The sequence below is a fragment of the Chryseobacterium sp. C3 genome (assembly GCF_014218905.1).
Lineage (GTDB): Bacteria > Bacteroidota > Bacteroidia > Flavobacteriales > Weeksellaceae > Chryseobacterium > Chryseobacterium mucoviscidosis.
Genome location: NZ_JACLCU010000012.1, coordinates 12620 through 29329 on the forward strand (window position 1 = coordinate 12620; position 16710 = coordinate 29329).

The 16710-nt window shown below is 35.7% G+C and carries 21 protein-coding genes; 15 read left to right on the forward strand and 6 right to left on the reverse strand.

Going from position 1 to position 16710, the window contains the following annotated elements; genetic code table 11:
- The first annotated feature begins 3 nt into the window (after nt 1-3).
- Nucleotides 4-630, forward strand: a complete 627-nt coding sequence (locus H6W53_RS20070; RefSeq protein WP_087706771.1) for a deoxyuridine 5'-triphosphate nucleotidohydrolase — start codon at nt 4-6, stop codon at nt 628-630.
- On the opposite strand, the gene H6W53_RS20075 is transcribed toward H6W53_RS20070, so the two are convergent.
- The 6 genes from H6W53_RS20075 to H6W53_RS20100 form a co-directional block, all read right to left on the reverse strand.
- Nucleotides 622-1848: a 3-deoxy-D-manno-octulosonic acid transferase gene (locus H6W53_RS20075; protein ID WP_185209258.1), complete on the reverse strand. Its 1227-nt coding sequence runs from the start codon at nt 1846-1848 to the stop codon at nt 622-624. The genes H6W53_RS20070 and H6W53_RS20075 overlap by 9 nt on opposite strands.
- 11 nt (nt 1849-1859) lie before the next feature.
- The gene (locus H6W53_RS20080; protein WP_185209260.1) at nt 1860-2198 is read right to left on the reverse strand and encodes a cupin domain-containing protein; all 339 of its coding nucleotides are present in this window, start codon (nt 2196-2198) and stop codon (nt 1860-1862) included.
- Nucleotides 2195-2662 (reverse strand): DUF1648 domain-containing protein, encoded by a 468-nt coding sequence (locus H6W53_RS20085; protein WP_185209262.1) that lies wholly within the window; start codon nt 2660-2662, stop codon nt 2195-2197. The genes H6W53_RS20080 and H6W53_RS20085 overlap by 4 nt, the downstream gene beginning before the upstream one ends.
- 17 nt (nt 2663-2679) lie before the next feature.
- Entirely contained in the window at nt 2680-3396 is a 717-nt protein-coding gene (locus tag H6W53_RS20090; protein ID WP_076390603.1) for a C40 family peptidase, read from the reverse strand.
- Nucleotides 3397-3478: 82 nt separating this feature from the next.
- Nucleotides 3479-4126 (reverse strand): O-methyltransferase, encoded by a 648-nt coding sequence (locus H6W53_RS20095; protein WP_185209264.1) that lies wholly within the window; start codon nt 4124-4126, stop codon nt 3479-3481.
- 397 nt (nt 4127-4523) lie between these two features.
- Nucleotides 4524-5357, reverse strand: coding sequence for an OmpA family protein (locus H6W53_RS20100; protein ID WP_076390601.1), 834 nt, complete (start codon nt 5355-5357; stop codon nt 4524-4526).
- 87 nt (nt 5358-5444) lie between these two features.
- On the opposite strand from H6W53_RS20100, the gene tilS reads away from it, so the two are divergent.
- The 14 genes from tilS (at nt 5445) to H6W53_RS20170 (ending at nt 16705) form a co-directional block, all read left to right on the forward strand.
- On the forward strand, nt 5445-6767 hold the full coding sequence (gene tilS / locus H6W53_RS20105) for a tRNA lysidine(34) synthetase TilS (RefSeq protein WP_185209266.1): 1323 nt from the start codon (nt 5445-5447) through the stop codon (nt 6765-6767).
- A complete protein-coding gene (locus H6W53_RS20110) occupies nt 6764-7318 on the forward strand; it encodes an RNA polymerase sigma factor (protein WP_185209269.1) in 555 nt (184 codons plus the stop codon). Before tilS ends, H6W53_RS20110 begins: the two co-directional genes overlap by 4 nt.
- 100 nt (nt 7319-7418) lie before the next feature.
- Nucleotides 7419-7766, forward strand: a complete 348-nt coding sequence (locus tag H6W53_RS20115) for a thioredoxin family protein (RefSeq protein WP_185209271.1) — start codon at nt 7419-7421, stop codon at nt 7764-7766.
- A gap of 99 nt (nt 7767-7865) precedes the next feature.
- Entirely contained in the window at nt 7866-8381 is a 516-nt protein-coding gene (locus tag H6W53_RS20120; RefSeq protein WP_185209273.1) for a peroxiredoxin family protein, read from the forward strand.
- 138 nt (nt 8382-8519) lie between these two features.
- On the forward strand, nt 8520-8969 hold the full coding sequence (locus H6W53_RS20125) for a YHS domain-containing (seleno)protein (RefSeq protein WP_185209275.1): 450 nt from the start codon (nt 8520-8522) through the stop codon (nt 8967-8969).
- Nucleotides 8970-8994: 25 nt separating this feature from the next.
- Nucleotides 8995-9909, forward strand: a complete 915-nt coding sequence (locus H6W53_RS20130; protein WP_185209277.1) for a hypothetical protein — start codon at nt 8995-8997, stop codon at nt 9907-9909.
- A gap of 46 nt (nt 9910-9955) precedes the next feature.
- Nucleotides 9956-10384: a DM13 domain-containing protein gene (locus H6W53_RS20135; protein WP_185209279.1), complete on the forward strand. Its 429-nt coding sequence runs from the start codon at nt 9956-9958 to the stop codon at nt 10382-10384.
- Between the two features lie 97 nt (nt 10385-10481).
- A complete protein-coding gene (locus H6W53_RS20140) occupies nt 10482-10850 on the forward strand; it encodes a DoxX family protein (protein ID WP_185209281.1) in 369 nt (122 codons plus the stop codon).
- The gene (locus H6W53_RS20145) at nt 10843-11352 is read left to right on the forward strand and encodes a DinB family protein (protein ID WP_185209283.1); all 510 of its coding nucleotides are present in this window, start codon (nt 10843-10845) and stop codon (nt 11350-11352) included. The genes H6W53_RS20140 and H6W53_RS20145 overlap by 8 nt, the downstream gene beginning before the upstream one ends.
- Nucleotides 11353-12063 (forward strand): NRDE family protein, encoded by a 711-nt coding sequence (locus H6W53_RS20150; RefSeq protein WP_185209285.1) that lies wholly within the window; start codon nt 11353-11355, stop codon nt 12061-12063. It abuts the gene before it with no gap.
- Nucleotides 12038-13090 carry a D-alanine--D-alanine ligase gene (locus H6W53_RS20155; RefSeq protein WP_185209287.1) on the forward strand — a complete coding sequence of 351 codons (1053 nt, stop codon included), beginning with the start codon at nt 12038-12040 and terminating at the stop codon, nt 13088-13090. Before H6W53_RS20150 ends, H6W53_RS20155 begins: the two co-directional genes overlap by 26 nt.
- A 51-nt stretch (nt 13091-13141) precedes the next feature.
- Entirely contained in the window at nt 13142-15217 is a 2076-nt protein-coding gene (locus H6W53_RS20160) for a protein-disulfide reductase DsbD family protein (RefSeq protein WP_185209289.1), read from the forward strand.
- A gap of 386 nt (nt 15218-15603) precedes the next feature.
- Nucleotides 15604-16131, forward strand: coding sequence for a biopolymer transporter ExbD (locus tag H6W53_RS20165; protein ID WP_185209291.1), 528 nt, complete (start codon nt 15604-15606; stop codon nt 16129-16131).
- A gap of 64 nt (nt 16132-16195) precedes the next feature.
- Nucleotides 16196-16705, forward strand: a complete 510-nt coding sequence (locus tag H6W53_RS20170; RefSeq protein WP_116098654.1) for a hypothetical protein — start codon at nt 16196-16198, stop codon at nt 16703-16705.
- The last annotated feature ends 5 nt before the right edge of the window (nt 16706-16710 follow it).

Consider the following 16710-nt stretch of genomic DNA (forward strand, 5'->3'; position numbering starts at 1 on the left):
TGAATGGAATATTCAAAAGAGTTCAAAACTGCTCTGAGCAATTTTTCTTCTGTAGAAAAAGACCGCCTGATTTTCAGATTATTAAAAAAAGATAAACTTTTATCTAAAAAACTATACTTCGAACTTATTGATCCTGAAACCACAGACAACAAAAGAGATGCGATGGAGGAAATTGTTTCCGAAAAAGTTTTACTGGCATCAAAATACATCAGCAATCAGAAATATTTTCTGGGAATTATCCGTAAAATAAGCAGTGAAATTACCGAACACGTAAAAGTAACGACCGATAAATTCGGAGAAGTTTCTCTTAATTTATTGCTGATTAATAAGATTTTAGAATATAACGAAGATCTGAGCCGACAAAGATTCGATAATGTTTATAAACTGTATCTCTACATCATTAATAAAGTGGTGAAAGCTTTGCTTTTAACCAAAAAACTGAATGTCGATTACTGGATGGAAATTGATGAGCATCTGGATAATTTAAAAGATAAAATTCTTGAGAATACATATTTATCCAAACTTTTCATTAACAACGGGATCGATTTTAACTGGCTGACAAGCGATAAGATTCCGGAAAATTTTGACCAGATCATCAAAGACATTAAAAATCAGGGATTTTTACGATAAGATTTTCTGTAAGATCAGTTCCGTAGAATTGGGTTTTTCAGAGACAAATTTTTCAGCATTTTCAGACATTGCCTGAAGGGAATCTTCATTATTAATTAAAAACAGGACAAAATCTGCAGCAAGACCTGTATTTTCAAAAGATCTTCCTCCATCCGCCGAAATAAGACCGTCTGCTTCAGGATTTTTTCTGTACTGATTTCCGAAAATTACCGGAACGCCAAAGGTTGCCGCTTCCAGAATATTGTGAAGCCCCGCATCATGAAAACCTCCTCCTACAACAGCAACATCGGCGTAAGAATACAATTTTGAAAGCAAACCGATACTGTCGATAATTAAAATTTTCGAGTTAAAATTTTCGCCAGAATTAATCTCACTGTATAAAATGGCTTCCGGAAAAAGCTGTTTCAAATGAGAAACCCTCTTCAGATCATGCGGAGCAATAATTAATTTTGCATAAGGACTTCCCTGCGAGACTTCCAGCGCAATTTTTTCTTCCGCCTGCCAAGAACTTCCGAAGACAACGGTTTTATCTTCGCCAATAAAATCTTTAATCCAATCTACGCGATTGTCTCGATGCCTCAACTGTTTTACACGGTCAAATCTCGTATCTCCTGTTACCGAAGATTTTGTTAATCCAATGCTTTTAGCCAGAGCAAAGGACATTTGGGTCTGATGAAAAAACCAATCGATATTTTTCTGAAGCTGCTGTACAAACCATTTTCCATACGATGTAAAAAATGACTGACGATCATAGAACAAAGCTGAAATCACATACGTTTTTGCGCCTTTATTTTTAAGCTCATCAAGAAGATGATACCAGTAATCATACTTCACCGTAAAAAATAGTTGAATATCAAACTGGTCTGTAAATTCTTTTACAGCAGATTTTTTATCAAAAGGAAGATAACAGATCACATCGGCAATATTTTTCTTTTTCACCACGTTTTCATAACCGGATGGAGAAAAGAAGGTAACTAAAATTTTATGATCCGCAAACCTTTCTTTCAACTGCTCCAAAACAGGCAGTCCCTGTTCATATTCTCCAAGACTTGATGCGTGCATCCAGATCACTTTATCAGATTTTTTAAAGCCGGATTTCACCTTTTCTAAAGATTCTTTTCTGCCTTCAACGCCTTTTTTAGTTTTATCATTGAATAACGCAAAAACCTTCATCCCGAAGATGAGCAGATGGATAAATATGTTGTAAAAGAAAGCCATATGTATGAGTTTTAAACTTCCGTTCTGTCATTATCAGTCGAAGGACTGGAAATGACTAAAAATTCCAGATCTTCGTCAGATTCATTAGCAATATAATGTTTAGATTTTGGGGGAATGATAATGCTTTCGCCGTTTTTTACAGACAACCTTTCGCCATCAATAAAAAAGACAGCTTTCCCTTTTAAAATATAAAAAAACTGTTCTGCGAGATGATGAAAATGCAGTTTTTCTGAAGTTCCGGAAGGCATAATTTCCTGTTTTACGGATAATTGGGCATCGTTTTTCAGAATCCAGCTATCGCAGTTGTCTCCCCAAATATAATGTTCGGAATTATTTTTAGACTGTATCATTTAAATTGAGAGCTAATCATTAGAACCGTTATCACACTTCCCAGAACTGAAAGAATTGCCGTTGCTATTTTAATTTTCGGCTTTGCGTTCTCATCAAAAGAATATCTGAACATATAGTCCTGACTGTTCAGAAAAATTATCATGATTAAAACATACAGCCACCGGATGAAAATTTTCATGATGAGAAACTGGGCATATTCATTTTCCGGAGTAATTTTCACCGGAAAATTTGAAGATCCCGGATCGCGAACCGTATACGCGAACAAAATGTAAAAAACCAGAGCAAAAACGGGTAAGAGAAAAGCAAATTTTTTACTCCCGAAATTATCTGCCTTACCGTCTAAATCAAAATGAATGGGAATGATCTGAGGAAGCGATTTATAATGTTTCACCGTAAACCACCACAGAAAAACCAGTAATCCGAAATTAAAAATATCAAAAACAGTAAAGAGAATATTTTCCACTTCAGACAGATCTTAAGTTAAAGCAAACTTTTAATTACTCTCAGTTTATGGGTATGTTTATTCATTTCTTTGTTGAAAATTCCTGTAGAATCCAGCGTGTCGATTCTCACTTTTCCGGAAGCGTGAATAATTCTCTGGTTATCCAGCATGATCCCGACGTGGATGATTTTTCCTTCCGGATTTTCAAAAAACGCCAGATCTCCCGGCTGACTTTCTTCAACAAAGCTTAATGATTCTCCCACTTCAACCTGCTGTGAAGCGTCTCTCGGTAATTTTATGTCGTGAATTTTGTAAACCAACTGTGTAAAACCTGAGCAGTCTACCGCAAAAAAGCTTTTACCGCCCCATAAATACGGCACATTCAGGAATTCTTTTGCCGTTAAAGCAATACTTTCTCGCACGTCGTGACTTCTTCTCGACGCTACCGCAGGAAATTCAACTTCCGAACCCATGGAAAGCAGTGTTTTTCCGTCATTCATCAAGACAGAAGAAAAGTCTTCGGTTACAACGGTTACTTTCCGTTTAGCCAGATATTCGTCTGTTACAGGTTTAAGCTGTTTCGTATCCATCCATCCTTCATAGCCGTCATAATGCATTTTTATTCTGGTCCAGTTCTTATTCACTTCCAGAATATCTGCACTTTCCCCAAATAATATTTCCGTAACAATTTCTGCTCTGTCCGAACCTTCTGCACGAACGGGAGCTACTGTAACAACACAAATTCCTTTATCCATTTATTTTTCTAATTAAAAGGTTAAGACTTCGGTTCAGGTTGAGAAAATACGCTGTAAATCTAACCTTAAACTCAACCTCAAATTACTTTCTGCGTAAAAAATTCAGCCCGTCACGCAAAGGTAAAATAAGATTTTCAAAATCATCATCTTTTGCAATCAAATCATTCAGTTCCTTAATGACCTGCGTAGATTTCTGTTTCGGATTTTCTTCCAGAACTTTTCCGTACCAGAGAACATTATCAAACATCACCACCGAGCCGGATTTTGTTCTTGGCTTTATTAATCTGAAATATTCTGCATAATTTTCTTTGTCGGCATCAATGAAAACCAGATCAAAAACCTCATCGGTTTGTCTTAAAAATTCTTTTGCATCCTGAAGCTTAAAGTGAATCTGAGATGCGTATTTGCTTTCCTCAAAATACTTTTTTGGAAGGTACGCTAAATCTTCATTCACATCCAAAGTAGTAATTTTTCCGTCTTTCGCCATTCCGGTCGCCAGACAAAGCGTTGCATAGCCTGTAAAAGTCCCTATTTCCAGAATATTTTTCGGCTGCATCATCTGCGAAATGATGGTTAACAATCTTCCCTGCTGATAACCGGAGATCATGTGTGGCTGTGTGGTCTTTTGGTATGTTTCCCTTCTCAGTTTTCTCAGAATTTCAGGTTCCGATGAAGCGTGTGTTTCAAGGTACCTGTCCATTTCCGGAAGTTTTTCTTCAAAAAAGCTCATGCTGCAAATTTTATTTCGGTCAAATTTACTTAAATATAACAAAAAAGCGGGAACAATCCTAAAGATTCCGGAAAGATGGGAAAATCCCCCAGTTTAATTACCGTAAAAATACGGATGGTCTCGTCTGCGAATAAGCCTAACTTTGCATTGAAGGGTAAAAACACACGACATAATGCTTGCGGGAAAAAAACAAATTAACCAGAGAAATCAGAAGACTACAGTGCGTAAAAGCACTGTGGATTCTTTTTCTAAAAAAACTAAACCGGAACTATCCAATTCATTTTTTCAAAAAATTATTTCTTTGCTGAAAAAAGAAGAACTAATTTGATTAATCACAAACAACAAATCCCGAATTGCTTCGGGATTTGTTTTGTATTGACTGAATGTTGATTGTAAATTATTTCTTTGGCGCGATATCCATTAATTTCATAAACTCATCAAGTTTAGGCATAATGATGATCTCCGTTCTTCTGTTTTCCGCCCTTCCTGAAACGCTCATGTTAGTCGCTTTAGGATTGTATTCGGAACGTCCACCTGCTGTAATTCTTGCAGGATCTACTCCAAACTGAGTCTGAAGAACTTTAGCAACCGCAGTTCCTCTTAAAGCAGAAAGATCCCAGTTGTCTTTTGGTAAATTCGGAGAGCTTAAAGGAGCGTTATCTGTATTTCCTTCGATAAGAACAGAATATTTATCGTAATCGTTAATTACTTTAGCTACTTTTCCTAACACTTCCTGAGCGGCAGGTAATACGTTGTAATCTCCTGTTTTGTACAACATTTTGTCTGAAAGAGAGATCATTACCACTCCTTTCAGCACTTTTACCTGAACATCGCTGTCTGCTACGTTATCCAACGATCTTTTCAGTTTGTTTGATAATGCTAAATTCAAGCTGTCGTTTTTCGCATTGCTTGATATAAGCTGTTTGATATAAGAGTTTGAAGAATTGATTTCTCCAACCAGCTTGTCGATATTGGCAGAGCTTTTCCCAGAGTTTGAAAGACACGCATCCAATGAAGATTTCAAAGCATCATGCTGACTTTTCAATAAATTATTTTCACTTGTTAAAGCTGAATTCTGAGACTTCAGTTCCTGAATTTCTCTCTGTCTTTCACCTACGTTTTCAATACATTGCTTGTAATTTGAGCTCAATGCATCATACTGCTTTTTGCTGATACAAGATGTCATTCCCAACACCATTGCAGATACTGCTAAAATTTTAAAAATTTTCATAAATAATCATTTTTAGACGAACCAAAGGTAACGAAATTCATTTTAATTATATGAATTATCTTTGCATAAAAGAAATTCCGGACATCCATGCTGAACGTAGACAACTTCCAAAATCAGCTTAAAAACATTATTGATTCCCCCAAAAACCGAAGCTATCTTCTTGCGGTGAGCGGAGGTGCAGATTCTATGGTTTTAGCACACTCTTTTAAGGACTTAGGCATTCATTTTCAGATTGCCCACATCAATTATAAACTTCGTGGAGAAGATTCGGATCTGGATCAGAAAACGGTGGCGGATTTTTGTGAGAGAAACCATATTAAATTTCATTTATACAAAGTTTCAGAAAAAGATCAGAAACCGGAACATTCTATCCAGCTTTGGGCAAGAGAACTGCGGTATCAATTTTTCAGAAATGTTCAAAGAGAAGAAAATCTGGAATTTTTAGTCACCGCGCATCATCTGAATGACCAACTGGAAACTTTCATCATCAATCTTTCAAAAGCAGCCGGAATTAGCGGATTGAGCGGAATTCCGGCAAACGACAATCACATTTTAAGACCTCTTTTAAATTTCACAAAAGAAGAAATTTATGCTTTTGCCGAAGAAAATAATATTGAATACCGTGAAGATCTGTCTAATAAGAAAAATGATTATTTAAGAAATAAAATCCGAAACGAAATTGTTCCGAAACTTCTGGAAACCAACGATCATTTTCTGGAAAATTTCAAAAAAAGCTCTTCTTATTTAAACCAGACCAAAGATTTTGTTCAGCAGCAGATTCAGGAGATCGAAAACAGGATTTCGGTTTGTAACAGAGAATATACAGTTTTATCCAAAGATAAGCTGAATGAAGAAAGTGATTTTGTGAAATTTGAGATCCTTAAAAAGTATGGTTTTAATCAGGAAGAAGAAATTCCAAAAATTTTTAAAGCTGAAAACGGAAGTTCTTTTTTCTCAAAAGATTATCTGCTGATCGTAAATTATAATGAGCTGATTTTAAGCAAAAAAATGAAAGGTGGAAAATGGAAGTTTGAAAAACACAGTAATGATGAAATTCTTCTGATGGAAAATTTTGACTTTTCTGAAAACCAGATTACCGTTAATCTCGAAAATATCATTGAAATTGAATCAATCAATAACAGTTTTGAATGGGAGTTCGATGCCGAAAAACTACGTTTCCCACTGCGTTTAAGAAGGCAGAAAGACGGTGACGAATTTTTTCCGGCAGGATTTTCGGGGAAAAAGAAAGTTTCTAAATTTTTTAGAGACGAAAAAATATCTATTTTAGCAAGGCAAAAAATCTGGCTTCTTACCGACGGTGAAGATTCGGTTTTGGGAATTATTCCTTTCAGGCAGGACCGAAGATGTATGGCTACGAAAAACACAGAGAAAGTTCTGAAGATTACATGAACAAAAGAACAACAAACACTTTAGCAATAGAAGATTTCCAGAAGGACAACAATGTTGCCTTTGGTATTCTGTACCGGAAATATTTCGGCTACACCAAAAAATTTGTTCTTTCCAACAAAGGAAATTCTGAAGATGCAGAAGATGTTTTTCAGGACGCTTTAATTATTCTGTACGAAAAATTATATGATGACGATTTCAAAGCCTACACTTGTCTTGCGAACTACGTTACCGGAATTTCCAAAAACCTTTGGCTGAAAAAATTGCGCAACAGAAACTTTTTTGTGGAAATGCACGAAAGCTATTATTTTGAAAACAAAGAAGAGATCAACCAGGCAATAGAAAGCGAAAGGAATTATTATGATAAACTTAATGATTACATCAATAAAATTTCTTCGCACTGCCAAAACCTCATCCACGATATTTTTATAAAGAATAAAAATATGGAAGAAATACAGGAAAAATACAAGTATTCTACCAAGCATAATGCGCAAAATCAAAAGCATAAATGTGTGGAACAAATCCGAAAAATAAAAAAAGACGATAATTTTTAAACCTGATTATCAGTACTTTAAATAAAATAATTAAAAAAATCACCTTTTCGCCGGGTGATTTTTTTTGTTTTTGGGAACTTCATAGTAAATACTTTATCTTATGTTCACCAAAATAATTTATACGTTCTTTTTCTTAGTTGCCATTCCGTTCAATGCACAAAGCAAAACCGGAATTCAATTTCAGACTAAAAATTTAGAAGAAGCCAAAAAACTGGCACAACAGGAAAACAAACTCATCTTCATCGATCTGTACACAACTTGGTGCGGTCCCTGTAAACTAATGAAAAAGAATACGTTCCCGAATCCTGAACTGGGAGAATTTTTCAATAAAAATTTCATCAGCCTTTATATTGATGCCGAAAAAGAAGGAACAGAACTTGCCAAAAAATTTAAAATCGTTAATTATCCTTCCTTTCTTTTCTTAGACCAGAACGGCGAACTGGTGTAGTACGAATATGGATATTACAACGCTGCACAATTTTTAAATATCGGACAGTCGGTTACAGAGAAAAGAAATTCAGGCAAAAAAACGCCGACAATCAGCGAAGTGAAGGGCAAAATGGTGGGTGAAACGATTCCCAACTTTACAGCAAAAGATCAGTTTGAAAAAACATTTTCTCTGTCTCAGGAAAAAAAGAAAACCGTGGTGGTTTTCATTCGTGGACAATGGTGTCCGTATTGTAATAAATATGTTGAAAGCCTACAAAATCTTGCTCCCGAATTACAGTCAAAAAACACAAGATTGGTCATTATTTCTCCTGAAAAACCTGAGTTTATCGCAAAAACCATCAGCAAAACCAAAACCGCGTATTCCGTTTTGTATGATGAAAACTACAGAATAGCAGAACTTTTTGACGTTCTGTATACACCCGAGAAAAAAACGCTCGACTTCTACGAAAAACATCTTGGAAATGATTTCAAGAAAAGCCGTTCCGATGAATCCGGAAGACCGCCCGTTTCTGCGACCTATATTTTAGATGAAAATCAAAAAATCATCTGGAGACATTTCAGTACCGATTACAAAGAAAGAGCGTCTTTGGAAGATATTTTAAAACAACTTTAATTTTTTTATGGCAGCAATTTCCGCCTTCCGCTCCCAATCTTTTTGCCAAAGCATTTCCAGCAGCAAAAAAGGATTTCCGCTCAAGTCGGGCTGCAAATCGTCAACAAAAAACAAACAATAAAAATAAAAACATTTGATATGAAAAATACAATCACGCTCGTTCTCGTATTTCTGCTTCCTTTTTTGGCATTTTCCCAAAAAGCAGAACATAGAAATTTAGAAAACAAACTGGCAATTCAGGGTTATGATCCCGTTTCCTACATCGAACAGAAAAAAGCGGTAAAAGGGAAAAAAGAATTTGCGGTCAATGTAAACGGAGCCATTTATTATACTTCTTCGGAAAAAAATAAAGAACTCCTGAAAAAAGATCCCGCAAAATACGAACCTGTTTACGGCGGTTGGTGCGCTTTTGCAATGGGAGATGATGGTGAGAAAGTAGAAATCAATCCTACGATTTTTAAAATCATTGACGGAAAAACACACCTGTTCTACAATAAATTTTTCAACAATACCCTGACTTCATGGAACAAGAACGAGGCAAAACTGAAAAAAAGTGCAGACCAAAACTGGAAAAAACTGACCAATTAATCCTCACAAAAAAAAATATCTACACATGAAAACCTTTAAAATTTTCCTGGGAACTGCTTTTTTACTGCTTTTGCAAAGCAATCATTTAGTTGCACAGGGATGCAGTGATGCCGGATTCTGTACGGTTAACAGTTTTCAGCCGAATAGCAACGACAGCATCAAAACTTACCATAATCAGATTAAAACCGGAATTTTCTTTGGAAAAGCAGATAATTCGATTTCTGTTTTTGGAAATTACATAGAATACAACAGACAAATCAATGACAGATTTGGCTTTGATGCAAAATTGACTACTTTGGCACAAAACGGCAATGATGTTTCTACTTTTGGACTTTCTGATTTGTTTCTGAATGCCAATTATAAAGCTAACGAAAACCTGAAGTTTACTTTAGGTGCGAAGATTCCTTTATCAGACGCGGGAAACTCCAAAAACAATCTTCCATTGCCAATGGATTATCAGTCCAGTTTAGGAACGTTTGACTTGATTGTAGGTGTGGGTTACGAAATCAAAAAAATACAGTTGGTTGCCGCTCTTCAACAGCCGTTAACGCAGAACGACAATCAATTTTTGGCATCACAATATCCTGCAAGTTCACCATTAAGAGGATTTTTATCTACCAATAAATTCCAGAGAAGCGGTGATGTTTTGCTGAGGGTTTCGTATCCTTTAAACATTAATTCAAAAATAAGACTTACGCCAAGTATTTTGCCGATTTATCACTTGAAGAACGACCGTTTTACCAACCAAAACAATGTAGAACTGGAAATTAACAATTCGAAAGGACTTACACTGAACGGAAATGTCTATCTGGATTACGAAATCAACCGGAGAAATGGACTTCAGCTTAATGTGGGTGTTCCTTTTGTCGTGAGAACATCCAGACCCGATGGACTGACGAGAAGCTTCATTGCCAATGTTGAATACAGAGTGAAATTTTAAATTCTTTAATCAGAAAATTTACAATCAAATAAAAACATCAGAAATTATGAAAACAATGATCACCTTTATTTTCGCGTCCTTTCTCTTGGTTTCCTGCGTCAGAGAAAGCACAGCAACAGAAGATTTAATGGAAATGGCTCCTGAAAATTCGGTCTTAAAATATTCCGGAGATTTTATGCAGGGACCTTACGGAAATAACGTTAACGGAAAAGCGGAAATCTATGAAAAAAACGGAGTCTTCACATTGGTTTTAAATGAAAACTTCACCATCAGCAACGGTCCGGATCTTTACGTGTATGTAAGCAAAGAACAGCAGCCGTCGCAATTTGTTTCTTTAGGTAAGCTGAAATCCGTGAACGGCGGACAAACCTATACTTTCACGAGCCCTGTAAACTTTGATGAATTCAAATATGCCGTTGTTCATTGCCAACAGTACAATCATCTGTTTTCTTACGCTTTATTGGAGAAAAAATAACATTACAAATATGAAATCGCCATTAACGAATTTGGAAGCAAACACCGATGAAGATGTAGCGATAACATATGACCTTTAAAAACAATAAAATATACATATGAAAAACTATATCAATTGGGCATTACGATTAATTCCCGCCCTAATTTTACTGCAGACTTTATTCTTCAAATTTACGGCTCATCCGGATTCTGTCGCCATTTTTTCTAAGCTTCACGCAGAACCTTTCGGAAGGATTTTTTCCGGAGTATTGGAACTCATTACGGCAGTTTTAATTCTGAATCCGAAAACGACTTTTTGTGGAGCCGTTCTGGGACTTGTAACGATGATTGGAGCAATTGCCTCACACATTTTCATTCTGGGAATCGATACCAATAATGATGGCGGAAAATTGTTTTACCTTGCGCTTACCGTTTTTGTTTTCTGTGTGATTCTTTTAATTAAATTTAAAAAAGGAAAGTATGAATAAAGACCAATCGGTTTATGCGATCTTACACGAGATCCTTACCGAACAACAGAATTTATTGAGAAAAGTTTCGGCAAAAATGTACACCCAAAGTATTCCTTCTCTGGACGGTTCTACCATTGGCGGTCACACAAGACATATTATTGAGTTTCTGGAAATTTTACGGAACTCTTACCATACAAATCAGATTAATTATGACGAAAGACAGAGAAATCCGGAACTGGAACATAATCCTGAAAAAGCGATAGAAATTATTTCCGAAATACTTTTCAGCATTAATTTACCCAACAAAAATTTGACAATGCATCAAACGGTAGGAACTATTTCTTTGGAAATTCCGACCAATTTCTTTCGGGAACTTTTGTACAATATTGAGCATTGCATCCATCATCAGGCGTTGATAAAAGTAGCTTTTAACGAAATTAAAATGAGTCATTTACTCAACAAAAATTTCGGAATTGCCCCTTCAACAATTCAATACAGAGAAACCCAAAATTTAAACTAAATGTGTACTGTAACGTATTTTCCGCTTAAAAATAAAATTGTTATGACTTCCAACCGGGACGAGAAACCCAATCGTTCTGCACAGGAAATTCATCGTGAAAAAGGTATCTTTTATCCGAAAGATGCCACCAAAAACGGAACTTGGTTTGCGGTTTCAGAAAACGGAAATGCCCTCATTTTATTAAACGGTGCTTTTGAAAATCATCCGGTAAAAACAAATTACCGAAAAAGCCGTGGACTGATCGTTTTGGACCTGATAGCGGAAGAAGATATTTTCGAGTCAATAGAATTAATTGATTTGGAAAACATTGAACCTTTCACACTGGTGATTTTTCAGGAAAAACAATTGGCAGAATTTCGCTGGGACGGAACCGAAAAACATTTTAAGAGATTAGACGCTCATCTTCCGTACATCTGGTCTTCCGCAACTTTGTACGATGCAAAAGCACAGGAAAAAAGAAGGGAAATTTTCAAAGAATTTCTGCAAATCGAGCCGATTTCCGAAAAAGATATTTTAGATTTCCACCATCAGAAAACCGATGATCTGGAAAACGGAATTACCATCAAAAGACAAAATAGGATACAAACCATCAGTACGACACAGCTCGTTATTTCCGATGAAATGACACTGAAACATTACGACCGTCTGAACCCAGATTCAAAACCCGAAAAAATTTCCCTCAAAAATGAAACTCAAACATCGCCTTCATAAAATTGCACATTGGGAATACTGGTCTACTTTTTCCATTTACCTGCCGCTTTTTCCGGTTTGGCTGTACTGTGCATATAAAGCAAGAACGCTTTTGTTCTTCCATGGAGCGAATCCTTCCATAAAATACGGCGGAATGGCAATGGAAAGCAAAAAAGAAATCTACGATCTGATTCCCGAAAACTGGATCCCGAAAACAGTTTTTGCGTCTTCAGAAATTTCATTTAACGAAATTTTATCTGAATTAAAATCACAAACCATCAATTTCCCCGTTATTGTAAAACCCAATATCGGATTGAAAGGTTTGGGCGTTGTTCAGGTTGAAAATGTAAACGAACTGGAAGATTATCAAAAAAATAATGCCTGTGATTTTTTAATTCAGGAAAAAATAAATTATCAGCATGAAGTCGGGATTTTTTATCACCGTTTTCCGGACGAGAAAAAAGGAAAGATCACAGGAATGGTGAAAAAAGAATTTCTTTCCGTAAAAGGAAATGGCAGAAAAACGTTGAGAGAATTGGTGATGGAAAATCCCAGAAGTGCGTTCCAGATCAAAGCCATAGAACAGAAAATGGGAAGCGAAATGCAGAAAACAGTTCCTGAAAACGAAGAAATAATTCTGATCCCGTTCGGAAGCCATACGAGAGGCGCAAAATTTATTGATATTTCAAGTGAAGTTACCGAAAAATTAGAACAAAAAATAGATGAAATCTGTACCAAAGTGAATGGTTTTTATTTCGGAAGACTGGATGTGATGTTTGAAAATCTGGAACTTCTAAAAGAGGGAAAGAATTTAAAAATCATCGAAATAAACGGTGCTAAAAGCGAACCAACGCACATGTACGATCCGAAACACTCATTATTTTTTGCATGGAAAGAAATTGCAAAACACTGGAACATCATGGCAGAAATCAGCAGAAAAAACCACGAAACCGGATTTCCTTATCTGGATATAAAAGAGGGATTTTCTGCGCTGAAAAACAATCTTGCCATAGAAAAAAGGCTGAGGAAGATTTCTTCGGTTGATTAATCTGCAAAAAACAGTTACTTTTGTAGTAAAGTATTTACATAAAATTACAATATGAAATTCTCTTCGATTTATAAAATTCCGTTGCTGCTTTTCTTTTTTATTACCCTTGCAGTTTCGGGACAAATCAAAAATCCTGTAAAATTTAAATTTACAATCAACGAATTAGGCGACAATCAATATGAAGCCGTCCTGAATGCCACGATGGAAAGCGGTTGGCATATTTACTCCAAAGACATTCCGGAAGATACGGGAATTCCTACCGACTATAAAGTTTCGGGGAAAAACATAGAACTGATCGGGAAATTTACCGAAGTGGGTAAAAAGCATGAAGAATTTTCTGAGGCTTTCGGCGGAAAAATTATTTTCTACTCCAACACGGCAGGTTTCAAGCAGAAATTTAAGCTGAAAGACGGAACAAAACCGGGAGATGTTGTTGCTGAAATTACGTATCAGACCTGTGACGACAGAGTCTGTCTTGCTCCGAACACATTGGAATTCAACAAACAGGTTACGCCAAAAGGAGCGGCTGAAGAAGTAAAAACCAATGAAAAAACAACGGCAAAAGATTCTTTGCAACCTGTTGTGGATACGTTGGGTAATGTTGTTCAACCTGCTGTTCCAACTGCAGAAACCCAAAAACTTGATCCTAAAAATTTAAAAATAGAATCCATTAATTTCCAGAAACCATTAACAGACTGCGGAACAGGATCATCAAAAATCAGCGAAAACTACTGGACCTATCTGCTGTTAGGATTTATCGGAGGTTTAATTGCCTTGTTAACGCCGTGCGTTTTCCCGATGATTCCTTTAACGGTTTCGTTCTTTACCAAAGGAAATAAAAATCCGGCAAAAGGAAAGAGAGATGCTTTGATCTATGGGTTTTTCATTCTTTTGATCTTTGTTTTATTAAGTGTTCCTTTCCATTTAATTGATGGAATTGCAGGAAATATTTTCAACGAAATTTCAACCAATGTATGGCTGAATATTGCGTTCTTCATCATCTTTATTTTCTTCGCGGGAAGTTTCTTCGGCTATTATGACATTACTTTGCCAAGTTCTATTGCCAATAAATCTTCAAAAGCGGAAGAAGCGGGTGGAATTATCGGGATTTTCTTCATGGCTTTAACGCTGGTGATCGTTTCTTTCTCATGTACAGGTCCTATTTTGGGAAGTTTATTGGGAAGCGCGATTACGGGTTCTGCTAATGTTCCGATGCTGCTTACTTTTGCTTTGGCAGGATTCGGATTGGCTTGGGCAATTGTTTTCGGTTTGCTGGCTTTATTTCCGCAGGCATTGCAAAGTCTTCCGAAATCCGGAGGCTGGATGAATACGGTGAAAGTTGTTTTAGGTTTCGTAGAACTGGCTCTTGCTTTAAAATTCTTATCCAAAGCAGATCTGGTTTCTAAAACATTCTTCATTAAAAGAGAACTTTTCATCGGAATCTGGATCGTTATAGCCATTGGTTTAGCCATTTATTTGTTTGGATTAATCAAATTCCCGCATGATGACAAGAAACCTAAAATTTCTGTTACCAGAAAAATTTTAGGGGTTTTAGGAATTGGTTTTGTGGTGTATCTGGTTCAGGGATTCATTCCTTCTGACAGACCAAAACTGCAATTATTAAGCGGAATTTTACCTCCGTTAAATGTTAGCTATTTCCATGATGAAAAAGACGGAATTCTGGGAATGCATCCTGAACACGATTTCTTTACCGCCATTGAATTAGCGAAAAAGGAAGGCAAACCGATCTTAATTGATTTCACGGGTTACGGATGTGAAAACTGCCGAAAAATGGAAGAATTTGTGTGGAGCGAACCGGATATTTTACCGATTCTTCAAAACGACGTGGTTCTGGCTTCTCTTTATGTGGATGATAAAGAAGAACTTCCTGAAGATCAGAAAACAAAAATCGATCTTGGTGACGGACAGGTGAAAAAAGTAAAAACCATCGGTGACCGATGGAGTCTTTTCCAGCAGGTGAATTTTAATAATAATTCCCAGCCGCATTACGTTTTATTAACGCCGGACGGAAAAGTAATCAACACCCCGGTTTCAGGATATATGGAGAAAGAAAAATTCAAAAAATTCCTTGAATGTGGTGTAAATTATTATAAACAGAATAAATAATATATTCAATTCTCATAAATCAGCCTTATCAGTTTTTCTGGTGAGGCTTTTTTAATACTTTTTTTAATAATCTAATTTGGGCGAGTTTCATTTAAACGCAACGATCACAAGATTTAATATAGCTATGCTTTTTATTTTTGGTTCGCAAGGGCACTTCGTTCAGCAAATGATAGCAGAAACTTTTGCTTAATAAATTCTTAAGCTTTAGAAACCGTTATTTTTTTAATATATTGATTTTAAAAGATTTAAATGAAAACACATAGTAAAAATGTTAAATTAATACCATTTTTAAAATTTAGGTATAAACTTTGTATTGATTCCAAAACAAAAATAGAGATACAACACCCTTTATTGAAAATTGTTTAACATTTTAAAAACTATTAATTATGGCTGAAGTTATTGCACAAGAGAAGCAGGGAGGAAGCAAACAAAGAAAAAAACTGATCCGAGTTGACATGACTCCAATGGTAGATTTAGGATTTTTACTCATCACCTTTTTTATGTTTACCACGAATTTTACAAAACCTAATGTGATGGATTTAGGACTGCCTGCTAAAGATCCACATCCAGACCCAACGCACAAACCCGTAATAAAACCTTTAAATCAGGTTACCTTTATTTTAGGAAAAGATAACAGAGTATTTTATCATCAAAGCTTTAAAGAAGGATTAAATACAAGTAATTTAAAAGAAACAAATTTCAGTGGAATTAATATCACTAAAATTATTTCGGAAGCCTACAATAATGCTCCCAATAAGGAAAATTTCACTATTATCGTGGAACCAACAGACGACGCAAACTATAAAAACTTTGTAGATGTTTTGGACAACATCGCTATTTCGAAAAAAGAAAGATATGGAGTTACCGACATTAAACCTTGGGAAAAGAAAGTTTACGAAGAATTAATCAAATAAAATAAGAAGGGCATTTTTAAAATGCTCTTTTTTTTATTTACTTTTGAGTATAATTTATTCATTAATGAAAAACTTTTTAACCGCAGTTGTTTTAGCAGCTTTTATTGTTTCATGCTCCAAAAAAGAAGCAACTTCTACTTCCGATAAGACCGACAGTACAAAAATCATCGATTCTATTAACGCTGCGAGAACAAAAATCAACGACAGCATAAAATCCAAAAATCATTTTAAAGATTTCAGCGGGTCTCACAAATTCACTCATAATTCAATTAAAAATTCGGGTTCTGTAAATTTCAAAAAAATTGATGGCGAAAGAGACCATTACGACGTTTCAGGAAATATCAGCTCCGGAAAAAACACCGTCGAAATAAAAGGATTTATGGCGGTTGTTTCAGACAAACACATGAATTTTACAGGAGAAATTACAGAAAGTATTTCAGCAAACGACAACGGAAAACCTTATACCAGAAAAGGAACAAAAACTTTCATGTCAAAGGACGGAGGAAAAACATACCGACTTCAGGATATGGTAAATGGTTCGGGATTTGTTGAATATATTGACATTCACTTTTAATTACT

What these genes read in the sequence shown, in the direction of transcription:
- H6W53_RS20070 (WP_087706771.1), top strand. Translation starts at nt 4, where the DNA reads ATGGAATATTCAAAAGAGTTCAAAACTGCTCTGAGCAATTTTTCTTCT.
- H6W53_RS20075 (WP_185209258.1), bottom strand. Translation starts at nt 1,848, where the DNA reads ATGGCTTTCTTTTACAACATATTTATCCATCTGCTCATCTTCGGGATG.
- H6W53_RS20080 (WP_185209260.1), bottom strand. Translation starts at nt 2,198, where the DNA reads ATGATACAGTCTAAAAATAATTCCGAACATTATATTTGGGGAGACAAC.
- H6W53_RS20090 (WP_076390603.1), bottom strand. Translation starts at nt 3,396, where the DNA reads ATGGATAAAGGAATTTGTGTTGTTACAGTAGCTCCCGTTCGTGCAGAA.
- H6W53_RS20095 (WP_185209264.1), bottom strand. Translation starts at nt 4,126, where the DNA reads ATGAGCTTTTTTGAAGAAAAACTTCCGGAAATGGACAGGTACCTTGAA.
- H6W53_RS20100 (WP_076390601.1), bottom strand. Translation starts at nt 5,357, where the DNA reads ATGAAAATTTTTAAAATTTTAGCAGTATCTGCAATGGTGTTGGGAATG.
- tilS (WP_185209266.1), top strand. Translation starts at nt 5,445, where the DNA reads ATGCTGAACGTAGACAACTTCCAAAATCAGCTTAAAAACATTATTGAT.
- H6W53_RS20110 (WP_185209269.1), top strand. Translation starts at nt 6,764, where the DNA reads ATGAACAAAAGAACAACAAACACTTTAGCAATAGAAGATTTCCAGAAG.
- H6W53_RS20115 (WP_185209271.1), top strand. Translation starts at nt 7,419, where the DNA reads ATGTTCACCAAAATAATTTATACGTTCTTTTTCTTAGTTGCCATTCCG.
- H6W53_RS20125 (WP_185209275.1), top strand. Translation starts at nt 8,520, where the DNA reads ATGAAAAATACAATCACGCTCGTTCTCGTATTTCTGCTTCCTTTTTTG.
- H6W53_RS20130 (WP_185209277.1), top strand. Translation starts at nt 8,995, where the DNA reads ATGAAAACCTTTAAAATTTTCCTGGGAACTGCTTTTTTACTGCTTTTG.
- H6W53_RS20135 (WP_185209279.1), top strand. Translation starts at nt 9,956, where the DNA reads ATGAAAACAATGATCACCTTTATTTTCGCGTCCTTTCTCTTGGTTTCC.
- H6W53_RS20140 (WP_185209281.1), top strand. Translation starts at nt 10,482, where the DNA reads ATGAAAAACTATATCAATTGGGCATTACGATTAATTCCCGCCCTAATT.
- H6W53_RS20145 (WP_185209283.1), top strand. Translation starts at nt 10,843, where the DNA reads ATGAATAAAGACCAATCGGTTTATGCGATCTTACACGAGATCCTTACC.
- H6W53_RS20150 (WP_185209285.1), top strand. Translation starts at nt 11,353, where the DNA reads ATGTGTACTGTAACGTATTTTCCGCTTAAAAATAAAATTGTTATGACT.
- H6W53_RS20155 (WP_185209287.1), top strand. Translation starts at nt 12,038, where the DNA reads ATGAAACTCAAACATCGCCTTCATAAAATTGCACATTGGGAATACTGG.
- H6W53_RS20160 (WP_185209289.1), top strand. Translation starts at nt 13,142, where the DNA reads ATGAAATTCTCTTCGATTTATAAAATTCCGTTGCTGCTTTTCTTTTTT.
- H6W53_RS20165 (WP_185209291.1), top strand. Translation starts at nt 15,604, where the DNA reads ATGGCTGAAGTTATTGCACAAGAGAAGCAGGGAGGAAGCAAACAAAGA.
- H6W53_RS20170 (WP_116098654.1), top strand. Translation starts at nt 16,196, where the DNA reads ATGAAAAACTTTTTAACCGCAGTTGTTTTAGCAGCTTTTATTGTTTCA.